The organism is Bacillus sp. JK62 (assembly GCF_053663455.1).
In genome coordinates this window covers 465,497-487,621 of sequence record NZ_JBSJQA010000001.1, presented here as the reverse complement: position 1 = coordinate 487,621, position 22,125 = coordinate 465,497, and the positions used below count along the sequence as shown (strand labels likewise).

General features: G+C 48.1%; 23 protein-coding genes. 8 read left to right on the top strand and 15 right to left on the bottom strand.

Annotated elements, in window-relative coordinates; all coding sequences use genetic code 11:
* Positions 1-8 precede the first annotated feature (8 nt).
* Positions 9-152 (bottom strand): hypothetical protein, encoded by a 144-nt coding sequence (locus ACWJJ4_RS02425; protein WP_003151259.1) that lies wholly within the window; start codon positions 150-152, stop codon positions 9-11.
* Between the two features lie 203 nt (positions 153-355).
* Here ACWJJ4_RS02425 and ACWJJ4_RS02420 point away from each other — a divergent pair, with 203 nt between their 5' ends.
* Together ACWJJ4_RS02420 and ACWJJ4_RS02415 are read left to right on the top strand one after the other, a co-directional pair.
* Positions 356-1,966 carry an SWIM zinc finger family protein gene (locus ACWJJ4_RS02420; protein ID WP_454021395.1) on the top strand — a complete coding sequence of 537 codons (1,611 nt, stop codon included), beginning with the start codon at positions 356-358 and terminating at the stop codon, positions 1,964-1,966.
* Positions 1,953-4,727: a DEAD/DEAH box helicase gene (locus ACWJJ4_RS02415; RefSeq protein WP_102422822.1), complete on the top strand. Its 2,775-nt coding sequence runs from the start codon at positions 1,953-1,955 to the stop codon at positions 4,725-4,727. The genes ACWJJ4_RS02420 and ACWJJ4_RS02415 overlap by 14 nt, the downstream gene beginning before the upstream one ends.
* Before the next feature lie 113 nt (positions 4,728-4,840).
* On the opposite strand, the gene ACWJJ4_RS02410 is transcribed toward ACWJJ4_RS02415, so the two are convergent.
* The 4 genes from ACWJJ4_RS02410 to ACWJJ4_RS02395 all read right to left on the bottom strand — a co-directional run bounded on the left by ACWJJ4_RS02410 (position 4,841) and on the right by ACWJJ4_RS02395 (position 7,479).
* The gene (locus ACWJJ4_RS02410; RefSeq protein WP_025649370.1) at positions 4,841-5,698 is read right to left on the bottom strand and encodes a Cof-type HAD-IIB family hydrolase; all 858 of its coding nucleotides are present in this window, start codon (positions 5,696-5,698) and stop codon (positions 4,841-4,843) included.
* The gene (locus ACWJJ4_RS02405) at positions 5,695-6,477 is read right to left on the bottom strand and encodes a DeoR/GlpR family DNA-binding transcription regulator (RefSeq protein WP_003151250.1); all 783 of its coding nucleotides are present in this window, start codon (positions 6,475-6,477) and stop codon (positions 5,695-5,697) included. Before ACWJJ4_RS02405 ends, ACWJJ4_RS02410 begins: the two co-directional genes overlap by 4 nt.
* Before the next feature lie 209 nt (positions 6,478-6,686).
* On the bottom strand, positions 6,687-7,028 hold the full coding sequence (locus ACWJJ4_RS02400) for a single-stranded DNA-binding protein (RefSeq protein ID WP_003151249.1): 342 nt from the start codon (positions 7,026-7,028) through the stop codon (positions 6,687-6,689).
* Positions 7,029-7,125: 97 nt separating this feature from the next.
* Positions 7,126-7,479 (bottom strand): hypothetical protein, encoded by a 354-nt coding sequence (locus ACWJJ4_RS02395; protein ID WP_003151247.1) that lies wholly within the window; start codon positions 7,477-7,479, stop codon positions 7,126-7,128.
* 172 nt (positions 7,480-7,651) lie between these two features.
* On the opposite strand from ACWJJ4_RS02395, the gene ACWJJ4_RS02390 reads away from it, so the two are divergent.
* Positions 7,652-8,062, top strand: a complete 411-nt coding sequence (locus ACWJJ4_RS02390; RefSeq protein WP_003151245.1) for a YwpF-like family protein — start codon at positions 7,652-7,654, stop codon at positions 8,060-8,062.
* A gap of 44 nt (positions 8,063-8,106) precedes the next feature.
* Here the strand turns inward: ACWJJ4_RS02390 and mscL are convergent, their stop codons facing one another.
* A complete protein-coding gene (gene mscL, locus ACWJJ4_RS02385; protein WP_015418395.1) occupies positions 8,107-8,502 on the bottom strand; it encodes a large conductance mechanosensitive channel protein MscL in 396 nt (131 codons plus the stop codon).
* Between the two features lie 56 nt (positions 8,503-8,558).
* Positions 8,559-8,984, bottom strand: a complete 426-nt coding sequence (gene fabZ, locus ACWJJ4_RS02380) for a 3-hydroxyacyl-ACP dehydratase FabZ (RefSeq protein WP_454021394.1) — start codon at positions 8,982-8,984, stop codon at positions 8,559-8,561.
* Between the two features lie 195 nt (positions 8,985-9,179).
* Here fabZ and ACWJJ4_RS02375 point away from each other — a divergent pair, with 195 nt between their 5' ends.
* Positions 9,180-10,244 (top strand): response regulator aspartate phosphatase, encoded by a 1,065-nt coding sequence (locus ACWJJ4_RS02375; RefSeq protein WP_003151240.1) that lies wholly within the window; start codon positions 9,180-9,182, stop codon positions 10,242-10,244.
* Between the two features lie 17 nt (positions 10,245-10,261).
* Here ACWJJ4_RS02375 and ACWJJ4_RS02370 read toward each other — a convergent pair whose 3' ends face one another.
* The 4 genes from ACWJJ4_RS02370 to spoIIID form a co-directional block, all read right to left on the bottom strand.
* Entirely contained in the window at positions 10,262-11,083 is an 822-nt protein-coding gene (locus tag ACWJJ4_RS02370) for a flagellar hook-basal body protein (protein ID WP_146284632.1), read from the bottom strand.
* Between the two features lie 24 nt (positions 11,084-11,107).
* Positions 11,108-11,905 (bottom strand): flagellar hook-basal body protein, encoded by a 798-nt coding sequence (locus ACWJJ4_RS02365; protein ID WP_007614310.1) that lies wholly within the window; start codon positions 11,903-11,905, stop codon positions 11,108-11,110.
* Positions 11,906-12,064: 159 nt separating this feature from the next.
* On the bottom strand, positions 12,065-13,066 hold the full coding sequence (gene mbl, locus ACWJJ4_RS02360) for a cell shape-determining protein Mbl (protein WP_003151237.1): 1,002 nt from the start codon (positions 13,064-13,066) through the stop codon (positions 12,065-12,067).
* Positions 13,067-13,245: 179 nt separating this feature from the next.
* Positions 13,246-13,527 carry a sporulation transcriptional regulator SpoIIID gene (gene spoIIID / locus ACWJJ4_RS02355; protein ID WP_003151236.1) on the bottom strand — a complete coding sequence of 94 codons (282 nt, stop codon included), beginning with the start codon at positions 13,525-13,527 and terminating at the stop codon, positions 13,246-13,248.
* 331 nt (positions 13,528-13,858) lie between these two features.
* Here spoIIID and ACWJJ4_RS02350 point away from each other — a divergent pair, with 331 nt between their 5' ends.
* Together ACWJJ4_RS02350 and ACWJJ4_RS02345 are read left to right on the top strand one after the other, a co-directional pair.
* The gene (locus ACWJJ4_RS02350; protein ID WP_014305988.1) at positions 13,859-14,272 is read left to right on the top strand and encodes a MarR family winged helix-turn-helix transcriptional regulator; all 414 of its coding nucleotides are present in this window, start codon (positions 13,859-13,861) and stop codon (positions 14,270-14,272) included.
* Between the two features lie 24 nt (positions 14,273-14,296).
* Positions 14,297-15,493, top strand: a complete 1,197-nt coding sequence (locus ACWJJ4_RS02345) for an MFS transporter (RefSeq protein WP_024085905.1) — start codon at positions 14,297-14,299, stop codon at positions 15,491-15,493.
* Positions 15,494-15,529: 36 nt separating this feature from the next.
* Here the strand turns inward: ACWJJ4_RS02345 and ACWJJ4_RS02340 are convergent, their stop codons facing one another.
* From ACWJJ4_RS02340 to ACWJJ4_RS02330, 3 genes are all read right to left on the bottom strand, one after another.
* Positions 15,530-16,984, bottom strand: a complete 1,455-nt coding sequence (locus ACWJJ4_RS02340; RefSeq protein ID WP_454021393.1) for an NCS1 family nucleobase:cation symporter-1 — start codon at positions 16,982-16,984, stop codon at positions 15,530-15,532.
* Between the two features lie 163 nt (positions 16,985-17,147).
* A complete protein-coding gene (locus ACWJJ4_RS02335; protein ID WP_003151229.1) occupies positions 17,148-18,512 on the bottom strand; it encodes an MFS transporter in 1,365 nt (454 codons plus the stop codon).
* Positions 18,509-19,075, bottom strand: coding sequence for an isochorismatase family protein (locus ACWJJ4_RS02330; RefSeq protein ID WP_007614320.1), 567 nt, complete (start codon positions 19,073-19,075; stop codon positions 18,509-18,511). Before ACWJJ4_RS02330 ends, ACWJJ4_RS02335 begins: the two co-directional genes overlap by 4 nt.
* Positions 19,076-19,327: 252 nt before the next feature.
* On the opposite strand from ACWJJ4_RS02330, the gene ACWJJ4_RS02325 reads away from it, so the two are divergent.
* The gene (locus tag ACWJJ4_RS02325; RefSeq protein WP_060673906.1) at positions 19,328-20,539 is read left to right on the top strand and encodes an ammonium transporter; all 1,212 of its coding nucleotides are present in this window, start codon (positions 19,328-19,330) and stop codon (positions 20,537-20,539) included.
* A gap of 17 nt (positions 20,540-20,556) precedes the next feature.
* A complete protein-coding gene (locus ACWJJ4_RS02320; protein ID WP_003151222.1) occupies positions 20,557-20,907 on the top strand; it encodes a P-II family nitrogen regulator in 351 nt (116 codons plus the stop codon).
* A gap of 52 nt (positions 20,908-20,959) precedes the next feature.
* Here ACWJJ4_RS02320 and ftsW read toward each other — a convergent pair whose 3' ends face one another.
* Entirely contained in the window at positions 20,960-22,114 is a 1,155-nt protein-coding gene (gene ftsW / locus ACWJJ4_RS02315) for a putative lipid II flippase FtsW (RefSeq protein WP_003151221.1), read from the bottom strand.
* Positions 22,115-22,125: the final 11 nt, after the last annotated feature.

Below are 22,125 nucleotides of genomic sequence, written 5' to 3'. Positions count from 1 at the left end.
GCGGGATTTTATGTTGCATATCCATTTTTAATATAAGAAATCAAATTCTCAAGCATTTCTTTTGTGGTCATCTCAGAGGACTGCTCACCGATGTCGTGCGCATGCATTAAAATCTTCAGAAACTCCTCTTGATCTAACTTCGTTTTCTTCATCATTCGTTTCCTTTCGGCTTCCATTAAATTGAAAACAAGATTATTATATGCTGTCGGGTGCTGTTTTGCAATCTCTAATACATCATTCGACACATTCGGGTTTTTATGTCCTTTTTTAGGAAAAACTTTTTCCGGGCCATGTGTTGCGATATAATAGAGGAATTGGAATCTTTTTATTTTGTGACTCGTTAGGAGCGATAATCATGCTTCAGGATATGATTGCTAAAGAAGATGTGCTCGCAGCGGCTGAACAGCTTAAAGAACTTCTTCCTTACAATGAAGACAATGTTCAGCTGATGAAGAAAGCACTCATTTTATATCGGCAGGATTCCGTCTATCGTATACAGGTTCAAACCCCGACAGAGATTTCCGCATATGTGCAGGATGTTGTGCCTGTAAGGGTCACGCTGAACTTATTTTTCATGGTGAAAAGCGGCTGCGCATGCCCGTCTGAGGCGATCTGCCGCCACGTGCTCGCCGTTTTTCTTTACGTATATGCCCAATTCGAGCGGGTCGGTACCTTTACCGAACATTGGCTGGAAAGAGAAAAGCTTGAGGAAAGCAGGGAGCTTGTCCGCCGGCAGTTTCAGGAAAAAGTGCTGCCGAATGAAGAGTCGCTGTCAAGCTGGCTCGCTTTTTTTGATTCGGAATTCTCGCTGTGGGAGGCGCGGACGCCGGCCGGAAGCCAGACGATGCAGGGACTTTATTACGGCTATCTGTCAGCGCTCAAAAAACACGCCCCGAAAAAACCCGAGCTTAAAAGCTTATATCAGATTCATTCGGCGCTTGCCGTCTGGCTTCACATGTTCACTTTGATTGAGTCAGGCAGATTGGATGCCGAAAAAGATTATTACAGCATCAATCCATACGTGGAACAGCTGATGGATACGATTTATTCCTCCATTGACAGACTGAAAACGTACGCCTTGTCTTTTTCACTCGATCCTTTTTTAGACCGGACGCCTCCGGTGCTCCGCAGACTGCTTGTGAAAGAAGAGCTTTTTCAATACGAACGCCTCCGGGTATTCGGTGAAATGTGGAGCGCGCTTTTGAACCGGCCGAAATGGGTCGCGCGTGAACAGGAGATTCTCGAACAGGAAAGCGGGCGCCGTTTTTCGCCGGAAGTGCGGTTCGGACGGCTTCATCTGGCCTTTTTGCAAAAAGATGATGAAGCGGTCTTTGAAGATATATCCCGCTTCCCTCCTGAAGCGCTGCCGTACACCTTTCAATGGCTCGGTGAACTCACCGCGAAAAAAGACTGGAAACGGCTGAAAGCATGGTATGGCCGGATCGAACCGCTTCCCGTGAACTATACGAAGCTTGATAAGCCGTTTAAAGAAATGCGCGACATCATCGGAGAGCTGTTTGCGCTGTTGGCGGATTATGCGCGGCACTCACGGGATGATCAGCTGTTTGAACGGTTTGCTTCCGGCTGCCTTCCCTATACCTTTACCGAATACAGCCAGTACCTGTACGAAAAACGGCGGTACGCGGAATGGGTGGAGATTCACAGCCTCGTCGGTTTTTCCGTCTGGGAAATTGAAAAGGACATCCTGAAGGAAATTGCCGCCAGTGATCCGGAAGCGCTCATCCCCTCCTATCACCGGGCGGCGGCCTTTTTTATCGACCAAAAAAACCGCAGCGCCTATAAAGAGGCTGCGCGCCATCTGAAAAAACTGCGGACGCTTTATAAAAAGGCAAAAAAACAGCAGGTTTGGGAGCGGTATATCAGCCGGCTGAGCGCAAGCTACAAGAGGCTGCGCGCCCTTCAAGAAGAATTGCAGAAAGGAAAGTTGATTGATGGCGAGTCTTAAGGAAATTTTCATTCATGTAGAACAAATGGAAGATTGGACATTTACGCTGTCAAGCCATGATGAGAAGGAGCAGCCGCTTACTCTCAGTCAGATGAAGACTCATTTGTTCCAATGGCATGAGTCCACCTTTTACGGAACGTTTCTTGAAGACGTCAGCTTCATCGGCACTCCGGCCGTTCTGCTCAGCCCTTGGATGACCGTCGAGCTGCTTGGAAAAAACTCGTTCAATTCATTCAGCACCGTGCAGCTGACAAAGGAAACGGAACCGTTAATCGAAGCGGCTTCGACGATATACGAATTTATTGCCGACGGCGATTTTCTTCCGGATTATGACGCATGGCAAAATGGCGTCCTGCGCTTCAAAGACCGCGAGCTTTTGCTGGAAGGCTTTACGGCAGACTGGTTCTCAGCCGCGGTACAGGACTACATTCAGTACAATGATGACCTGCTGGAAAAATGGCGGCGGATCGAAACCCGTTCGCCGGCCGTTCATACGTTTAAAGGCTCCTTTTTGGATGAAGATGATTTTCTCGAGGGAATCGGCTGGCATGACGATCTGACGCCGTTTACCGTCGGGCTCCGATTAAACGAGCCTGATTTCGACGGTGACGACTGGAAAATCGAGATGTTTTTACGTGAGAAAAAAACCGGCTCCATCACCTTTTTCGACGGATTGAAGGGTCTGAAAAAAGCGTGGCAGGCATACAGCGGAAAAATCGCGCGCGAACAGGACCGCTTCCGCAGAACGGTTCCCTGGCTTTCGTTTGATTCAGGAACGACGCTGATCTCTGAAGAAGAGGCTTGGATCTTCTTATCGGAAGCGAGTGAGACGCTTGTCGATATGGGTGTGGAGATTCTTCTCCCATCATGGTGGCAGATTGTCCGGGACAGCAATATGATGCTCAAGGCGAAAGTGTCATCCTCCCCGCGGGGCGAGTCCTTCGTCGGCATGAACGCTCTGCTTGATTTCAACTGGAGATTCGCCACAAACGGAATTGAGCTGACAGAGGATGAATTCAATGAGCTTGTCGCAAACAACAGACGTCTCGTCAACATCCGCGGCCAATGGGTGAAAATTGATCCGCAATTTATTAAACAGATGAAAATATTGATGGAAAAAGCGGAATCTGAGGGCCTCCACATGTCCGACGTGCTGGCGCGCGAACTGATGGATCACGGGGAAAACGGAGCCGAGGACACGGACATCATTGACTCATCGGCATTTGCCGGGATCAAGATCGAATTATCAAAGCATCTCAGAAGCCTGATCCGCAAACTGACGGATGCCGGGGATCTGCCGGAGCATGAAGTCAGCGCCGCGTTTCAGGGCCAGCTCCGCCCTTATCAGATGTACGGCATGAACTGGCTTCTGTTCTTACGGGAAAACGGCTTCGGCGCCTGTCTCGCAGATGACATGGGACTTGGAAAGACGATTCAGATGATCGCTTATTTTCTCCATGTGAAGGAAAGCGGCCGGCAAAAAGCGCCTGCCTTAATCATTGCGCCGACATCGGTGCTCGGCAATTGGCAGCGTGAGCTCCAGACCTTCGCGCCGCAGCTGAAGGCCGTGCTTCATTACGGCCCCCGCAGGCCGAAGGGCGAAGCATTTGTCCCGGCATATCAGGACGCGGATGTCGTTCTTACTTCTTACGGCCTCTCGCACGCCGATCAGGAAGAGCTTTCTTCCGTGACATGGAGCACCATCTGCCTTGATGAAGCGCAAAATATTAAAAACGCGCATACGAAGCAGTCCCGCGCAATCAGAAAGCTGAAAGGCGTCCATCATATTGCGCTGAGCGGAACACCGATGGAAAACCGCCTGACAGAGCTTTGGTCGATCTTTGATTTTATGAACAAAGGCTATCTCGGCAGTCTGACCGGCTTTCATAAACGCTATGTGCTGCCGATTGAAAAAGACCGTGACGAAAAAAGAATCAACCAGCTTCAGCAGTTAATCCGGCCGTTTTTACTGCGCCGGACAAAACGGGATGAAGAAGTGGCGCTTAATCTTCCTGACAAGCTGGAACAAAAAGAGTTTATCCCGCTCTCAGCCGAACAGGCATCCCTTTATGAACAGCTTGTCAAAGATACATTTGAACATATGGCTTCTCTGACCGGGATGCAGCGGAAAGCGCTGATTCTGAGCATGCTCGGCCGCTTGAAGCAAATATGCGACCATCCTGCGCTCTATTTGAAGGAAGAACAGACAGAGCTGTTAAACGGGAGATCCGTCAAACTGGAAAAGCTGCTTGACTTAATGGCGGTGATCCGCGGACAAGGGGAAAGCTGCCTCATTTTCACCCAATACATTCAGATGGGCAACATGATGAAGCGCCTCCTGGAAAAAACATTCGGAGAACCGGTTCAGTTTTTAAACGGAAGCCTGTCCAAGCAGGAACGCGATTCTCTCGTCGAACGGTTCCAGAAGAAAGAATACCCGACGCTGATTTTGTCACTGAAAGCGGGCGGAACCGGTCTGAATCTGACGGCTGCCAATCATGTCATTCACTATGACAGGTGGTGGAATCCGGCGGTGGAAAACCAGGCGACCGACCGCGCCTACCGAATCGGCCAGGAACGGTTCGTCCACGTTCACAAACTCATTACGACGGGAACGATTGAAGAAAAAATTGATGCCATGCTCGAAACGAAACAAACGCTGAACGATCAGATTATCCAAAGTGAAAATTGGATTACCGAGCTGTCATCCGATGAGCTTGAAGAATTATTCACCCTCAGCGCATCGGCGCAATCACATTAAACGCAAAAAGACCGGCTCTCTCGGGAAGAGCCGGTCTTTTATGTCGTCCTTACTGTTACGCCGCATTTGCCATGAATGCGTCACGCCAGTCATGAACAGTATCGCCATACCTTTCACAGTAAATTCCTGATCATATACGCAACGCCGTTTTGATCATTTGTCAATGTAACGGCATCAGCGATCTCTTTAATATCTTCTCTCGCATTCCCCATCGCTATGCCTTTTCCGGCCGCCTGAAGCATTGAATAGTCATTTAAGCTGTCACCGACCGCAGCGGTTTCAGCCATCGGAATGCCGAGCTTTTGCGCCAGCCGTTTGAGCGCCTGCCCTTTAGAGGCGTTTCGAGACGCCAGTTCGAAGTTGTGATCGGCAGAGCTGACAAGGGTGAGATCTTTCTGACCGCTGAATCGGTCCCAGCCCGCTTTCAGCTTCCGCTCATCAAACGAAAATCCGAGAATATTATAAAAATCCAGATGCTCTTCTTTCTCAAAGAGCTCACGGTATGAATGAATGTAAGCAAAGCCGGACTGGCTGTATTGCACTGAAGCCGCCTGTTCCAAAACAGAAAGATCGGTTTCCGGATTGGCGCTTTTCACCCGGTCCATTTCGATATCGAGCAGCTGCCTGCCGGTTTCAGGCGTATAGATGGCTTTGTTTGTAAACACCTCATAATAATATTGATTCTCTTCAAGCCATGACAAAATGCCGCGGGCTCTTGATTCTTCAATCGCTTCACAGTGGTACAGGCTGCCGTCAGGAGCATGAATGGCGGCTCCGTTTGCGCTGATAATCCATGTTTTTATGCCGAGCGGTTCGAATATGGAGTGCACATCAAAATGCGCGCGTCCCGTGGAAACCACGATTTCAATTCCCGCTTGCCGGGCTTCCCTTAAAGCCCGCTTGTTTTCATCGCTTACTTGATGACTGCTGTTCAGCAGTGTGCCGTCCAGATCTATGGCAATCAGTTTCACATGTCCTCATCCTCTTCTTCAGATTCAGTTACAAGCAATTCTACGCCGTGCCGGTCGAGCAGATCGCAAAAATCCTGATCAGGCAGCCGATCGGTAATCAGCAGGTCAACCTCGTGCAGGTCTGCATACTGATAAAAACTCGTACGGCCAAGCTTGGAGTGATCGCTCAGCGCAATCACCTGTTCAGCCTGTCGGATCATTTTACGCTTTACCATGCCGTCTTCTTCATGCGGAATCGTCAGGCCGTTTTCCGAGATGCCGACAACGCCGATCAGCACCTTATCAGCGTGATAATCCCCAAGTTTTTCTACGACGGAAGCCCCGTATAAAAACCGGTGTTCCTTCTGGAGCTTTCCGCCGAGCAGGTGAATATCAATTCCCTCTTTTGCGGAAAGGATATCGGCCTGATTGATCGAATTTGTAATAACAGTGCAGCCGGTGACATTTAAATGCTCCGCGCAGGCCTGCACGGTTGTCGAGGTGTCCAGGATGATCCGGTCTCCTTTATGGATCAGGGATGCGGCCAGCTTGCCGATTTTGTTTTTCTCTTCAGAAACGGTTTTCAGCCGGCCCGAATAGCCCGGAACTTCCTGATTCACCGACGGCAGAATCGCGCCGCCCCGTGTTCTGATAATGGCCCCTCGCTCTTTCAGCTTTACAAGGTCCCTTCTTGCGGTATCTCTTGAAATATGAAGCAGCGAACATATCTGTTCAGCGGTGATCCGCCGATGCTGTTTCAAATATTCCATTATCGCAATCAGTCTTTCTTCTTGATACACGTCCTCATTCCCTTTTTTCGTCACTTATCTGTAAGTAATTATAAGTTTTTATCCCAATATATTCAATGTTTTTAAGTATTTATAAGCGAAATCACTTCTTTTTAACCATTTTTCAGCTCCCGCACAAAAAAACCAGTCTTTCGACTGGCGAATGGGAAGGAGGTATTGCGGGGCCCGCTGAAAGGCGGGAAATCGAGGAAAAAAGCATGCTATTCAGCCAGCGGCTCTTTCCGTTTCTGATCCATAAACCGAACGGTATCAGCCATGACCTCGGTCACATAAACTTTTACGCCGTCTGTCTTTTCATAGCTTCTCGTCTGGATTCTGCCGCTTACACCGACCATTGACCCTTTTTGGCAGTACAATGCCGTGTTTTCAGCGTTTTTTCTCCAGATGGTGCAGTTGACGAAGTCGGTTCCGGTTTCACCCGACGCGCTTTTAAAATTGCGGTTTACCGCCAACGTAATATGCGCGACGGGAATGCCCGCTGATGTAAAACGGAGCTCCGGGTCTTTCGTCAGCCGGCCGACAAGCATAACGTGGTTAAACAAGCCGTCTCCTCCTCTCTTTTTCGAGGCTGGCTTCATTGTAGTACAAAGGCTCATGAAAGCAAAAAGCGGAAAAAGCCGTTATCTGTTTAGGCTGCTTTTATGTTTTTGTTTTTCTTTCTGATAAAAAAAACTTTTGTTTTTGACCGCTTATGTAATATGTATTTTTGAGCAGCCGCGAGAAAAGTTTCGTTTTGAGCCAGTCTTTCTCAAACATGCGGACAAACTTTCCGCCGTCCCATGCGAACCAGTAAAAACTCAGCTTTTTATCAGTCAGTGAAAGCTGAATTTTATACTGTTCCATGCGGTCTTTTGTTTCATATAAAAAGACGACATTTCCCCTTCTGTTAAGATGCACCTCACAATCTTCCTTTTTGCATACCAAGTAGGAATGATCGTCTTTTCGCCTTGAACCGTCTTCTATATAGATTTCCTTCAGGCGCAATTGATTCATAAGCATCTCTCCATGACCATATTCTTTTACATTATAATGAAAAAATAGAAATGATTAAATGTTGACCGCCTACAAAAATGATGAAGCATGTCTTACAGCATTTTCCCGGGAAAAATGATATGTGTTATAATAAATGAACGAAAAACATGGACAACAGGGGTGAAAATAAGAGATGAAAACCTTTAAACTGGTTGATCTGAATGTGGAACGTTTAGATAAAGACGATCAGCCGATTGAACAGTTTCCCCTTTTAGACGGATTGATTATCAACAAAGAGGACGGAGAAAATCACTGGTTAATTGAAGCACTGGTCCCGGCCGAACACTTTTCTTTTTTTGACATGCTGATGAAAAGCCAGAAAGAAGCGAAGGTGTTTGTAACGATTACGAAAAAAAGCAACCGCCCCGCCCAGCTGACGGGAAGCATCAAAAATATCGTGGAGCTGGAAAAGAGTATACAAGTTTTAATTTACGGTCAAATGGTGTCAAGAAACCACCCCGGATCAGAAAGCATTCTGGAGTCGCTCGTAAAAGAAGGCTACTCGGGCAGCCGGCTGATTGAAGCGTTTAAACAAAAATTATAATCATAAAAAAGGCCGGACGTTAATCATCCAGCCTTTTTTGTGCCCTAGTCATTGTGAGGAGCCCGCTGTTTCAGCAGATCTCTGATTTCAGTCAGCAGTTCTGTCTGCTGATCTGTGTCTTCTGCTTCTTCAGCCTCTTCTTCTGCTTCTTTTTTACGTCTCAGCTTGCCTATTGTGCGGATCACGATAAAGATAGAAAATGAAATAATGAAGAAGTTCACAATCGTTTGAATGAAGCTTCCGTACTTGATATGGGCATCGCCGAATGTCACCGCCAGCCCTGAAAAATCAAGACCGCCAAGAAGCAGGCCGACAAGCGGCATGATGATGTCTTCAACGAGCGACGTCACAATTTTGCCGAAAGCGCCGCCGATGACGACACCGATTGCCAGGTCCATGATATTGCCCCGCATCGCAAAGCTTTTAAATTCTGACCACATTACATTCACCCCTTTCTATACAAAATGGGCTTTTTTATAAGCCCATTCGTTTGTTTTTATTCTCCGAGCGCAAAGGTTAATTCAGCTTCACACACGAGCTCGCCGTCAACTTTGGCAACGCCTTTTCCGCGTCCGATCGTACCGCGTGCACGTGTAATGTCCACTTCAAGCTCCAGCTTGTCACCCGGTTTTACCTGCTTTTTGAAACGGCAGTTATCAATCCCCGCAAAAAACGCGAGTCTGCCCCGGTTTTCTTCTTTAATCAGCATCGCAACCGCTCCGACCTGCGCCAAGGACTCTACGATTAAGACGCCCGGCATAACAGGGTAATCAGGAAAATGGCCGTTGAAAAAATCTTCATTCGCCGTCACATTTTTATATCCCGCCGCCCGTTTTCCTTCTTCGACTTCCGTAATTCTGTCTACCAGAAGAAACGGATAGCGATGGGGAATAATTTCTTTAATTTGCTGAGTATCAAGCATTCTCTTGACATCTCCTTCATCGACAATAGTATGTATAGAAGGTATATACGGCAACCAATCTGTACATTTGGAAGTATATTATGAATCAATTTCTTTTTCAACCGCGCTGTAAACTGTAACCAGCTGGCAATGAGCCTCGTCCATTAATGTGTTATGATAAATAAAGATTTTTACCCTATGCAAAGAGGTTGGAAGATGATTGCTAAGTTTACTGAAAAACGTACGCTGGTGATGCTGAATGAATGGTATGACGCCATGGGAAAACGCCAATTCGATCTAGCCCGTTCCCTTCACGAACAAATCAATCAGCATCTCCCCAAATTACAAAAGAATGCAAAGCTCAAACTCAGATATCAGCTGTTTTTCGCACGGTTTCAGCTGCTGTTTGAGAAAAAAGACGGTCTGACTAAATTGTTCTGCGAGCTGAAGCGGCGCAAAGATGAGATGGATCATGAATTAACTTATTATTTCTATTTTTTCAAAGGGTTATTCCATATGGTGAATGGCGCTCCGAACCGTGCTGTCTGCCGCTTTAAAGAAGCTGAACAGTACCTGCCGGCCATTCAGGACCGTTTCGAAGCCGCTGAATTTTATTATAAAACAGCGGGTGCATATTACATGATGAAGTCGCCTGCGCTCTCCATTCAATATGTCAACAAAGCGCTGGAAATCTATCAAGGTGAATTCGGCTACATCAAAAAAACACTCAGCTGCCGGCTGCTTCTCGCCGTGAATTACATAGACGAGGCACGCTATGAAGACGCAGAACAGCTCTTTAATGAATCCATAAAGATAACGGACCGGATCAATGACAATAACCTGCTGTGCCACGCCTATTATAATTTTGGTTTTTTAAAGACCGCCCAGAAAAAAGATAAAGAGGCCCTCCCTTTTTACAAAAAGGTATTGGGCAATCAGCGTTTCGAGAAAGAGTCTCCCGTTTCCTACCTGCATTGTGTATACGAAGCGGTCAGAGCACTTTTTAAAACCGGATATGCCGCCGAAGGACAAACCGTGCTGCAGAAAGGTTTATACATATCTGAAAAAGTGCAGAACAAGATTATGAAATTGAAGCTGACCGCGCTCAACATACTGTACACCGCTCAGGAGGACCCGTACGACCGATTGCAGAAGCTCGTGCTGGAGCTGCAGAAAATTGAAGCGTGGGTGGATTTGGAAGTGCTGCTTCAGGATATTACTGATTACTACAAAAAAAAGGGCGATTTTGAGAAAGCCGCATTTTTTATCATGCGCGGCTGATCAAAACGCCCCTTCTTTTATCTGACTGAGTTGATTAAGCCCAGCATTTGGTCTCCCAATGTAATCGTGCGGCTGTTCAGTTGATAGGAACGCTGAGACACGATTAAGTCGGTCATTTCTTTTGACATATCGACATTTGAACTTTCAAGCGCGCCCTGCTCCATGCCGATTGCCTGCCGGTTTGCGCCGGTAAGCTCTTCAATCGCTGAAGCCCCCGCTCCGTTTACGGAAAACAGATTATCCCCTTCCGCATGAAGGGCCTGAGGATTATTGACATTGACGATGCCGAGATTAAACGTCTGCGAACGGGTTCCTGCCGGGTCTGAAGCAGTCAGCGTTCCGGTTTTGCTGATTTTCAGCTGATTCAGCGAACTGTCAATTTGTATGGGCTGGCCGTTCTCATCGAGAATGGGATTGCCTCCCGCTGTCATCAGCTGAAGCAGCCGGTCATTTCCGCCGGCCGGCTTGAGGGAAAGTGAGCCGTCCCTTGTATACACCCGCCGTCCGTCCGCTTCTGCCTGAAGATATTGATAAGGTGATGTGAACGCGATATCAAGGTCACGGTCGGTTTTTTTGATGCTTCCCTGCCCTGAGTCCAGCTGCGGAGTCATGACCGTCCCGGCGCCGAGACGCAGGCCGGGCGGCGTTTTCCGCATGTTCGGCGAATTTTCCTTTTTGTCATCTATATGGTCATACTGCTGTCTGATCAGCTCGGAAAAGCGGGAGTCCCTCGCTTTATAGCCTGTCGTATCACTGTTTGAAAGGTTGCTGCTGACTGTATCCATCTGCTGCTGAAGCTGATTTAAGGCTGTTGAAGCCGTCAGCATTGATCTGAGCATCATAATTGAACGTCCCCCATTTTGTTACACTTTGCCGATTTCATTTGCGGCTTTATCCATGCTTTTATCGTAAGCCTGAATGACTTTCTGATTGGCTTCAAATGATCTGTATGCTTCCGTCATTTCTGTATACGTGCTCGTCACGTCCACGTTCGAAAGCTCCGAGACGCCTTGCTTTAATGAATACGAGACCTGGGGATTCGCCGCCGCGCTCGGCAGTTCAGAGCCGTCGGCCGTGCTGTATAGGTCATTGCCGTCCCGTTTCAGATTGCGCACGTCTTCTTCCATTCTGATGTCAATCTGCCCCGCCGGCCGGCCGTTTGTCGTGACCGTTCCGTTTTCTGATACGGTGAATTTTTCATTGTCGACTGTAATCGGCTGTCCGTTTGTTGATAAAACAAGGTTTCCGTTTATCGTAAGCTGATTGTTTTCATTTAATGAGAAAGTGCTGCTTTTTGAATAGCGGACGCCGCCCGCGGTCTGCACGGGATAAAACAGCTCGGCGTTTTCATTCGTTTCGGCATTCTTGGGAACCTGATTCTCCATAAGCGCGATATCGGTCGGCTGATCGGTCGTTTTCAGGCTTCCCTGCGTAAACAACGGTTTCAGCTCCTGCATGTATACGCCTGTGTTGACGGAACCGATTTTCGTTTTTTTGTCGCCTTCTATTCGGCTCAGAAGCATCTCGGGAAAGGCGCGGATTGAACCTTGATCCTCTTTGTATCCTGACGTATTCGCGTTTGCGATGTTATTTGACAGCATTTCCGTTCTTCTCTGCTGTGTAATCATTGCGGACGTTGCGGTATATAATCCTTTTAACAAGTCTTCCACCTCTGAAATAGCATTATTTCCAGTTGCCTCACCGGAACATTTGTTCTATAATGAAAATCAGCATTTTTTCTTATTATCGGATTTACATTCCCGTTCGTGAAGGGTTTGACAGAAAAAAACCCCATTCTTTTTCAGAATGAGGTTTTATCATCAGCTCAGTTTGCGTTTTGGAAGCTTGTCCATGTTATCCAGCATGACGCCGGTTCCGACCGCAACACAATCCATCGGGTTCTCAGCGACAAGAACCGGCACCCTCAGCTCTTCGGCAAGAAGCTGATCAAGCCCGTTTAACAGCGCTCCCCCGCCGGTAATGATAACGCCGCGGTCGATGATGTCAGCGGACAATTCAGGCGGTGTTCTTTCAAGAACCTGCTTGGCGGCCTGCACAATGACGGCAACTGATTCACGAAGGGCTTCTTCCACTTCTTTGCTGTTTACTGTAATCGTTCTCGGCAGACCTGAAACCATGTCACGGCCGCGGATGGTGATTTCTTCATGACGTGCGTCTGGGAAAACCGTTGCGACCTTCACCTTAATATCTTCAGCGGTACGTTCACCGATCAGCAGCTTATACTCGCGTTTGATATAATTTAAGATTTCCATGTCAAACTTGTCCCCAGCCATCTTAATAGAAGAGGAGGTGACAATATCGCCCATAGAAATAACTGCGATATCTGTCGTACCGCCTCCGATGTCAACAACCATGTTACCGCTCGGCTGGAAGATTTCCATACCCGCGCCGATAGCGGCAACTTTCGGTTCTTCTTCAAGGTACACATGCTTTCCGCCGCTTTTTTCAGCTGCTTCTTTAATCGCTTTCTGCTCAACGGACGTAATATTCGTCGGGCAGCAGATCAGCATGCGCGGTTTTGAGAAAAGTCCTTTTACATTCAGCTTATTAATGAAATGTTTCAGCATAGCTTCAGTTACTTCGAAGTCTGCGATTACGCCGTCTTTCAGCGGACGGATCGCAACAATATTCCCAGGTGTACGTCCAACCATTCGTCTGGCTTCTTCACCGACAGCCAGCACTTTGCCGCTGTTTTTATCAAGTGCCACAACGGAAGGCTCATTCAGAACAATTCCTTTTCCTTTTACATGGATCAGTACATTTGCAGTACCGAGGTCAATTCCAATATCCCTTGCAAACATCTATTTATATCCTCCTTGATATCTGTTTCACAGTAAAATATCCACATTGTGCCCTAATTATATATATTATCATAATTTATCAAAAAAAAGCTGCTGAACGATATAAGTTCTTGACAAAATTTTGCGGATATTCGCGAAACCGCCCGGAGGAGAAAAAAGGGCCCGGCAGACGTCAGGCGCTACGGCTGCTGAACGGGCTCCCCTTCAAGAATTTCATCCTTCTTGTACTTTAATTTCGTCGCCTCGCCCCCCCTTAAATGTCTGATGGATTTATGATAATCGAGTATTTCTTTTACTTCATTCGCCAAGTCAGGATTGATTTCAGGCAGGCGTTCTGTCAGATCTTTGTGTACGGTACTTTTGGAAACACCAAACTCTTTCGCAATGACACGAACGGTTTTTTTCGTCTCCACGATATACTTACCAATCTTGATTGTTCGCTCTTTGATGTAATCGTGCACACCACTCGACCTCCCCAGTTGGATGTGAGAAGTGTGAAATGAGATCCGTATTCTGTAACAGATTCACTGATGATGCAGCTTCTTCGTTGTCCGATTATATAAGAAGGTTTTAGAAATATGCCCACGATCCCTCACCTCAAACACTCTCTTTGATAGGTTTGTAACAGTGTATTAGCAATGAATTGGGAATATGCTAAAAACTCAATAAGGACAAGGGGCGGGTCATAATTTTCTGCTTTTTGAACGGGGGGTTTACATCCGCGCGATCCTGCTGTAGAATGAAACAGCACAATTAGTTACTTAGGTAAGTTTTTTGAAAAGGAGAACGGAAATGATCCACGTCAACAGACGCCTCATTCACCAAATCAATCAATGCGCCCGCCTGATTACGAAGAAAGCCAATGAACGGCTGGAACCATTCGGCCTGTACTCCTCTCAATGGTCAATCCTATATTGCTTAAAAACGATCGGACCGATGACCCAAAAAGAAATCTGGTCCTATCTGAACGTAGAGGCGCCGACCGTTACCAGAACGATCAAACGCCTTGAAGAAAACGGCTGGATTCAGCGGGAACAGGGAGAAGACAAGCGGGAAAAGCTCGTCGTCCTGACGAAGGAAGCTGAATTGAAATACAACAGCATCAATCAAGAGATGCTGAAGTTCGAGGAAGACATGCTTGCGGATTTCCAAGATGGAGATAAGGAAGCTTTTTCTGAGTTTCTGAATGTGTTTTTAACGAAATAATAAAGAAAGGGAAGTGCTGTACTTTTGAGTAAATCTGACTCGATCTGGACCAAAGATTTTATTATGGTCGTACTCGTGAATTTATTTGTCTTTGTGTTCTTTTATACATTTTTGGCCGTGCTGCCTATCTATATGATTCAGGAGCTTGGCGGCAGTGAATCGCAAGGAGGGCTTTTGATCAGCCTGTTCCTGTTATCTGCTATTATCACCCGTCCTTTTTCAGGGGCGATTATTGAACGGTTCGGTAAGAAAAGAATGACGATTGTATCTCTGGCGCTGTTCGCCCTGTCTTCTTATCTGTATTTGCCGATACACAATTTCTATCTGCTGCTCGGACTGCGTTTTTTCCAAGGCATCTGGTTCAGCATTTTAACGACGGTCACGGGCGCAATTGCCGCTGACCTTATTCCCGCCAAGCGGCGCGGCGAGGGGCTCGGTTACTTTGCGATGTCTATGAACCTTGCCATGGCGATCGGTCCGTTTCTCGGACTGAGCCTTGTGAAAGTCATATCGTTCCCGGTGTTCTTTACGCTTTTTGCTGTATTTGTTTCTTTAGGCTTGCTGATTGCTTTTATGATTCGTGTGCCGGATCAAAACAACAGCGGAACGACTGTGTTCCGTTTTTCTTTCTCCGACATGTTTGAAAAAGGCGCGCTTAAAATCGCGATTGTCGGGTTGTCCATTTCTTTCTGTTATTCAAGTGTGACTTCATATTTATCCGTTTATGCAAAGACGATCCACCTGTTGGATGTCAGCGGCTATTTCTTCGTCTGTTTCGCCGTGACGATGATGGCCGCCCGTCCTTTCACAGGAAAGCTGTTTGACAGAGTGGGGCCGGGAATCGTCATCTATCCGTCGATTATCGTGTTCTCCGCGGGGCTTTGCATGCTGGCGATGACAAACAGCGCCCTCATGCTTCTCTTGTCCGGTGCCGTAATCGGTCTCGGATACGGCTCTATCGTACCGTGTATGCAGACGCTGGCGATTCAGAATTCGCCCGGACACCGTTCAGGCTTTGCGACGGCGACCTTCTTCACTTTCTTTGACAGCGGGATTGCCGGCGGGTCATATGTATTCGGCCTCTTCGTCGCTTCGGCCGGATTCCATTCGATTTATCTGGCAGCGGGGCTGTTCGTCCTGATTGCTTTGCTCCTGTATGGCTGGAGCCAGAAAAAAAGAACGCCGCTTGAAGCGGACGGAAACGTTTCAATCGCAGACTGATATGACAAAAAGCCGGGGGGCAGCCCCCGGCTTTTTTTATTCGGCCGCTCTTTCCCGCACGATTCGCCCCTCCGCTTTTGCATAAGGAGGATGAATGTACATAAGCGCCGTATAACCGAGACATGACAAAATGACACCCGCAAACCAGGAGATATCATAGATGCCGGCGAACGCCGGGACGTACATCCCGATTAAAGAAATAAACGCGCCGAGAAAGGTCGCGGCAAAGGCCCGGTAATTATAGCCTTTGTAATAAGTGTACTGTCCGGTTTCCGAATAAAGGTCTTCAACTGAGAGCTGCCTTTTTCTGATGATAAAATAATCAGCCATCATCACCCCGGCCACCGGTCCGAGCATCCCGCCGATGAATCCGAGAAACGCATATACATTCGTGGCGCTCTCCATCAGCTTCCACGGTATTGTGAACAGAGCCAAAACGGCGGTCAAATACCCTCCCCTTCTGAATGTAATATACTTCGGCAGGACATTCGCCAAGTCATAGGCCGGTGACACGATGTTTGCCGCCACGTTAACCGAGACGGCGGCGATGCAAAGTGTGATGACCGAAAGAGCGATGACGAAAGGATTATCAAACCGGGCCAAAATCTCCACCACATCCCAAATCGGTTCTCCGAATGCTACCTGTGATCCGGATGTCACCGTGATGCTTGCAAACGCAAACAGCGCAAACGTTCCCGGCAGCCCGTAAAACTGGCCGCGAATCTGTTCTTTTTGCGACGCGGCGAACCGGGTGAAGTCAGGGATATTCAGGATCAGCGTCGCCCATATTCCGATAATGCCCGTCACTCCGGCGGCGAACGGCCAAAACGTTTCAGAAAAGGTATGGAACTTTCCCGGCTGTGAGTAAATCGGACCGAGCCCGCCGGCAATATCTATCGCCCACCAGACCATGCCGCCGAAGACGAGATATACAAGCGGGCCCGCCCACACTTCAAATTTTTTGATCGATTCCATGCCGTGCCGCAGCACAAGCAGATGAATGCCCCAAAAGAAAATGAACGACAGAAAGCCCGGCAGATGAAGCCCGAATATATTCCAATCTCCGCCGAGACTCCCCCAGCCAGGCCATATGTTCAAAAGCAGAATGTGTAAAGCCGTGCTCCCGGCAAATGTTTGAATTCCGAGCCACATGATGGCTGTAAACGCCCTGAGAAGCGCCGGAATGTTAGCGCCGTATATTCCGTAAGAGGCCCTGATAATGACCGGAAAAGGCAGGCCGTATTTCGTTCCGGCATGGCCGTTCAAGGCCAAAGCGGCGAACAAAATCAGTGACGCCGTCACGATAATGGCGAGCACCTGCCACGGAGAAAGGCCGATCGCAATGAGCCCGCCCACAGTCGCGTAGGTCGGGATATTATGAATACACCCCATCCAGATGGATGCAAAATTCATTGCTTTCCATGTCCGTTCGCCGTCTTCTAAAGGCAGTAAATCTTTGTTGCTCAGCCGATCACTCATTGTTTTTTTCATTTTCTCCCTCCCGCATGTACGTTTTCCTTACATCACATGTGAAAAAATATAACTGAAAATTCCGTAAATAACATTGGTTGCTGTCGACAATAATCGTTTTGTTTTTTGAGCACATTACACAAAAAAAGAGACGGGGAGAGCCCGTCTCTTTTTTTTGCGCCTGTTAAGAGGCTTTTTTGAGGAGAACCGAAAACCGGAACGCCATCAAAAGGCTTACGGCGCCGACAACGATAAGAATCGTCCCAAGCATATGAAAATGGCCGGCGGTAATTTCTTTCCCGAAAAGAATGCCCAAAATGACAGAAGACAAAATCGAACCGAGATACCGGCAGGTCTGAAACAGGCCGGACGTTGTTCCGACCATGTCGGCGGGGCTCGTTTTCAGCATGGCCGCCTGAAACGTGACATTTCCGAAGCCGTAGCCGACACCCAGCACGGACAGGATCAGCCCTTTTCCTATCATGGGCGCCTGAAGGAAGAAAAACGTTAACAGCACCGCTCCGATCGCGGTCAGGCAGGTTCCGGCAACAATCGGCTGAAGAAGCCCTTTCTTATCTATCCATTTTCCGGTCAAAGGCGACACCAGAATACTCATGCCCGACATAAACAGCATAATCAATCCGCTTGTCTGAACGGACAAATGCATTTCATCCTGAAAATAGCTCGGAAGCCCGAAAAAGATGCAGTAAAAGAATATATTCAGCAAAATAAATTGAATATACACCGACGATAGTTTCCGATGCGTTTTAAACAGCCTGACATCAATAAACGGCTTCTCCGTTTTCAGCTCGCGCCAGATAAACAGCCCGACAAACAAAAGCCCGAATACGCCTTCTGTATAGTGAGGCTTCGTACTGAAGGACAATAAAAACGACAGGAGAAGGATAATCGCTCCGGCAAACAGAAGTATCCCGATCGTATCAAGCTGGCGGAGCACGCCTTTCAAGCCGCCGATCTCGCGTTTTTCATCTTTCGGAAACATATACATTCCGAGAAAAAAGCTGAGAATGATAAACGGCAGATTGACGAAAAAGATCGCCGGCCACCCTCCCCAAACGATCAGAAAACCGCCGAGAGTCGGACCGAGCGCCGTCATGGCTGATGCAAAGATTGACAGGACGGCCAGCGCCGAAGCCTGCTTCTCCTGTATATTTGAACGGATCAATCCGACGCCGGACGGATATATCGCGCTGCTTCCGATCGATTGAAAAAGCCGCATGATCAGCAATGTCATAAAAGTCGGCGCAAACGGCGCGCCGACCGCCGAGACGGCAACAAGCAGAAGCCCGATCAAAAACAGCTTCTTCCTGCCGAGCATATCACCGAGCTTCCCGGTAACAGGCTGCGCCACCGCGCTGGCAAGATAAAAGGACGATATCAGCCAGGACACCGTTGTAAACGACAGGTGAAATTCATGCTGAATACTGTGAAGCGCAAGAGAAATCATCGACGAGTTCAATGGGTTCAGCATCGTCCCCGAAGCCACGGCCGTCAAGAACAGGACGCGGCTTTTTTTGGAGATTGTCATTTTGTCTGTGCGATAAATTCTTCCGTCGTCCGGCTTCTGCCGATTTTCGGGAAGATAAACTTGAGTGTCGCTTCGTGCTGTTCATCGCTGAATGTCGCCATCGCGTCAGTTACGAAAACCTGCTGATACCCGAGCTGAAAAGCTTCCCGCGCCGTGCTTTCCACACCGATGTTTGTCGCAATCCCGCATAACACAATCGTGTCGATTCCCCGTCTTCTGAGCTGAAGGTCCAGGTCCGTGCCGAAAAACGCGCCCCACTGCCGTTTTGTTACCGTATAATCATTTTCTTTCACTCCGATTTCAGGCACAAATTCAGCCCAATCCGCCGGCGGAGCCGAATGGCCCGCCGCCTCTTCATCCGTCAGCGGCTTCAGCGCATCCGCTCCGTCATGAAAATCCACGTTCACAAAGCTGATAAATCCGCCTTTTTCCCGGAACACATCAATTAATTTTTTCGCGTTCGGCACAACGGTACCGCTTTTATCCATCGGCACAATGCCTTTTTGTAAATCAATAATGACCAAAGCCGTTTTTTCAAATTGCAGATTCAATGATGTTGTCATAATGATTCCTCCTGATACAGTTAGTGTTTCTCACCCCGTTTATTTTACTCTTTCCCGGACAGGATTTCTTCCGCCATGCTCTGGCGCTCTTTTTATGGATATAAAGTCGCATGACCCCCCTTTGAAAAAGCGACATTATGAACGCAAAAAACCATGTTAGATAACCTTACACGAAAATGTTTTATCGTTCTTTTTTCTCTATAATAATGAATTAATCACGATTACATTTTGAATGAGACGGAGGAATACAACATGCAGATGGGCGATACAGTATTTATGTTCTTTTGCGCTTTACTCGTGTGGCTGATGACCCCCGGGCTGGCTTTGTTTTACGGCGGAATGGTAAAAAGCAAAAACGTGCTCAGCACGGCGATGCACAGTTTTTCTTCCCTCGCCATCGTATCCGTCGTTTGGGTTTTGTACGGATATTCACTTGCTTTTGCCCCTGGGAATACATGGCTTGGCGGGATTGAATGGGCCGGACTGAAGGGGGTCGGCTTTGAACCCGGAAGTTACAGTGATACGATCCCGCATTCATTATTCATGATGTTCCAAATGACGTTTGCCGTACTGACGACGGCCATTATTTCCGGAGCATTTGCTGAACGCATGAGATTCAGTGCTTTTCTTGTATTTTCCTTTTTGTGGGCTTCCCTCGTATATACGCCCGTTGCGCATTGGGTATGGGGCGGCGGCTGGATCGGCCAAATGGGCGCTCTTGACTTCGCAGGCGGAAACGTCGTCCACATTTCTTCCGGGGCCGCCGGGCTCGTGCTGGCGATTGTGCTCGGGAAACGCAAGGACGGCACGGCGGCTTCGCCTCACAACTTAATTTACACGTTCTTGGGCGGGGCGCTCATTTGGTTCGGATGGTTCGGCTTCAATGTCGGCAGCGCCCTCACGCTTGACAGTATCGCGATGTTTGCCTTCATTAACACAAACACCGCGGCTGCGGCCGGAATTATCGGCTGGATTTTAATCGAATGGATGCTGAACAAAAAACCGACCATGCTGGGTGCTGTATCAGGCGCTATTGCCGGGCTTGTCGCCATTACGCCGGCTGCCGGGTTCGTTACGCCGTTCTCTTCCATCGTAATCGGCTTCATCGGCGGGCTTGTCTGCTTCTGGGGCGTGTATTGGCTTAAAAAGACTTTCGGATACGATGATGCGCTTGACGCTTTCGGCCTGCATGGAATCGGCGGGACATGGGGCGGCATCGCGACCGGTTTATTCGCCACCACTTCCGTCAATGACGGCGGGGCAAACGGGCTGTTTTACGGCGATCCGGGACTGCTCTGGAAGCAGATTGCAGCCATTGCGGCAACCTACGTATTTGTATTTATTGTCACTTTCGTTATCATTAAAATTGTAGGTCTGTTCATTCCCCTCCGCGCCAGCGAAGAAGAAGAGTCACTTGGGCTTGATTTAACGATGCACGGGGAAAAAGCATATCAGGACTTATAAAGTGAGGAGTGGCTTAGATGAGCGGTCAAATGTTCAAGGTAGAAATCGTTACGCGTCCGGCTAAGTTTGAAACATTAAAACAGGAACTCGGTAAAATCGGAGTCACATCGCTGACCTTCTCCAACGTACACGGCTGCGGCCTTCAAAAAGCTCACACCGAACTGTACCGCGGAGTCAAAATTGAAAGCAATGTGTATGAACGGCTGAAAGTGGAAATCGTTGTCAGCAAAGTCCCCGTTGATCAAGTCGTGGAAACGGCGAAAAAAGTGCTGAAAACGGGAGAGCCCGGAGACGGCAAAATATTCGTCTATGAAATCGGAAACACGATTAATATCCGCACCGGAGAAGAAGGACCAGGAGCTTTATAAACAGACAGAACGCCCGGAGACAGAAATATCCCGGGCGTTTTTTCTGGCTTCATTAAAAAGAAGAAGCCTTTTTTTCATGCGGGGCAGGACGCTTATGCCGTACGGTTTGTTTTTTCGCATATGTACTGATATTGACCAGTATGCCGCACAAAAACAGCGTCATAATCAATGAAGAACCGCCATAACTGATAAACGGAAGCGGCACACCCGTAACCGGGAGGAGTCCGCTCATCGCTCCCAAATTCAAGACAACCTGAAACATCAATTGAAACGTAATTCCGATGGCAAGAAGCTTCCCGAACGGGTCATCAGCCCGCACGGCCGTTTTTACGCCGAGAAGCATTAACGCAAAATATAATCCCAAAACGATCAGAACACCGAATATCCCCAGCTCTTCGCTGATCACGGCCATAATGAAATCGGTATGCGCCTCAGGCAGATAGTTCATTTTTTCAACACTGTTTCCAAGCCCTCTTCCGAAAAACCCGCCTCCGGAAATAGCAAAATAGGATTGAATCAGCTGATAGCCGTCCCCGTTCGCGTCACCAAACGGATTGGTAAAGGAAACGAGGCGCTTCACACGATAGGAAGCAGAAAATGCGAGATAAACAACCCCCGACACCGCCGTCGCGCCGAGCACGAACAGATGGCGCTTTTTCAAGCCGGCACATAATAAAATCGACCCGCACGCCGCCAGGATTAAGGAAGCCGTCCCTAAATCAGGCTCCGCCAATGTCAGCAGAAAAGCGGTCCCCAAAATCACTAAAGGCGGCAGAACCCCTTTCACAAATTGATGAATGTACGGCTGCTTTTTCGTATAAATCGAAGCGAAATACAAAATCATGGCGATCTTCGCCAATTCAGACGGCTGTACGACAAGCGGGCCCGCTCCCAGCCACCTGCGGGAAAAATTCCGCTCCAGCCCGATTCCCGGTATCAATACGAGCAGCAGCAATACCAGCGAACCGACCACAAACAGCGGTACAAGCCGCGCATACCGCTTATACGGCAGACAGGCGGCAAATAGAAATAAGCATAATCCGATCAGTAAAGAGGCACTTTGTTTATGGAAGAAATAGGATGGATCTCCGTACCGCTGAGACCCCATCACATCACTGGCGCTGTACACCATTAACAAGCCGAATCCGCAAAGCAGCATAATGACAAACACAAGCGGCAGATCGGCGTTTTTCAAACGTTTCAGCAACGGACAAAACT

What these genes read in the sequence shown, in the direction of transcription:
- mscL (WP_015418395.1), bottom strand. Translation starts at nt 8,502, where the DNA reads ATGTGGTCAGAATTTAAAAGCTTTGCGATGCGGGGCAATATCATGGAC.
- ACWJJ4_RS02415 (WP_102422822.1), top strand. Translation starts at nt 1,953, where the DNA reads ATGGCGAGTCTTAAGGAAATTTTCATTCATGTAGAACAAATGGAAGAT.
- ACWJJ4_RS02425 (WP_003151259.1), bottom strand. Translation starts at nt 152, where the DNA reads ATGAAGAAAACGAAGTTAGATCAAGAGGAGTTTCTGAAGATTTTAATG.
- ACWJJ4_RS02370 (WP_146284632.1), bottom strand. Translation starts at nt 11,083, where the DNA reads ATGCTCAGATCAATGCTGACGGCTTCAACAGCCTTAAATCAGCTTCAG.
- ACWJJ4_RS02330 (WP_007614320.1), bottom strand. Translation starts at nt 19,075, where the DNA reads ATGACAACATCATTGAATCTGCAATTTGAAAAAACGGCTTTGGTCATT.
- ACWJJ4_RS02320 (WP_003151222.1), top strand. Translation starts at nt 20,557, where the DNA reads ATGAGCGGTCAAATGTTCAAGGTAGAAATCGTTACGCGTCCGGCTAAG.
- ACWJJ4_RS02390 (WP_003151245.1), top strand. Translation starts at nt 7,652, where the DNA reads ATGAAAACCTTTAAACTGGTTGATCTGAATGTGGAACGTTTAGATAAA.
- ACWJJ4_RS02335 (WP_003151229.1), bottom strand. Translation starts at nt 18,512, where the DNA reads ATGACAATCTCCAAAAAAAGCCGCGTCCTGTTCTTGACGGCCGTGGCT.
- ACWJJ4_RS02325 (WP_060673906.1), top strand. Translation starts at nt 19,328, where the DNA reads ATGCAGATGGGCGATACAGTATTTATGTTCTTTTGCGCTTTACTCGTG.
- ACWJJ4_RS02375 (WP_003151240.1), top strand. Translation starts at nt 9,180, where the DNA reads ATGATTGCTAAGTTTACTGAAAAACGTACGCTGGTGATGCTGAATGAA.
- mbl (WP_003151237.1), bottom strand. Translation starts at nt 13,066, where the DNA reads ATGTTTGCAAGGGATATTGGAATTGACCTCGGTACTGCAAATGTACTG.
- ACWJJ4_RS02395 (WP_003151247.1), bottom strand. Translation starts at nt 7,479, where the DNA reads ATGAATCAATTGCGCCTGAAGGAAATCTATATAGAAGACGGTTCAAGG.
- ACWJJ4_RS02350 (WP_014305988.1), top strand. Translation starts at nt 13,859, where the DNA reads ATGATCCACGTCAACAGACGCCTCATTCACCAAATCAATCAATGCGCC.
- ACWJJ4_RS02420 (WP_454021395.1), top strand. Translation starts at nt 356, where the DNA reads ATGCTTCAGGATATGATTGCTAAAGAAGATGTGCTCGCAGCGGCTGAA.
- ACWJJ4_RS02340 (WP_454021393.1), bottom strand. Translation starts at nt 16,984, where the DNA reads ATGAAAAAAACAATGAGTGATCGGCTGAGCAACAAAGATTTACTGCCT.
- fabZ (WP_454021394.1), bottom strand. Translation starts at nt 8,984, where the DNA reads ATGCTTGATACTCAGCAAATTAAAGAAATTATTCCCCATCGCTATCCG.